The organism is Rhizobium croatiense (assembly GCF_019793465.1).
Lineage (GTDB): Bacteria > Pseudomonadota > Alphaproteobacteria > Rhizobiales > Rhizobiaceae > Rhizobium > Rhizobium croatiense.
Genome location: NZ_JAILYJ010000080.1, coordinates 1 through 402, shown reverse-complemented (window position 1 = coordinate 402; position 402 = coordinate 1). Strand labels below are relative to the sequence as shown.

Annotated in this window: 1 protein-coding gene; it reads right to left on the bottom strand. The window is 64.9% G+C overall.

Annotation, left to right across the window (positions count from 1 at the left end):
- On the bottom strand, nucleotides 1-376 hold a 376-nt coding region (locus K6M89_RS30655; protein WP_222141869.1), incomplete at its 3' end, for a pyridoxine 5'-phosphate synthase.
- Between the last annotated feature and the right edge of the window lie 26 nt (nucleotides 377-402).

Below are 402 nucleotides of genomic sequence, written 5' to 3'. Positions count from 1 at the left end.
GTGCGACGGCATCGGTCAGAAATGCCCGGTGCTTGCGGAAATCCCAGCCGTGATCCGAGGTCGCCTGCGCGGGATCGTCAGGCACCAGCGTCACCTGCTCGGGCGCGGCTCCGGCGCAGAGGTCAAAAAATTCCTCCGTGGGATAACCTTCGATGTTGAACTCGGCGTTCGGGAATTCGTCATCGATCAGATTGCGGATCACGGGCAGGTCGGAAAAGCGAATGTGGCGCTGGTCGGGGCGCGGATGCACCGTCAGGCCGCTCGCTCCTGACGCAAGGGCGATTCGCCCCAGCGCTTCGACGCTCGGCCAGGGCAGGTCGCGCCGGTTGCGCAGCATGGCGACGGCGTTGAGGTTCACGGAGAGCTTGGCGGGCATGGCTGGCATCCATCGGTCACGGAAAC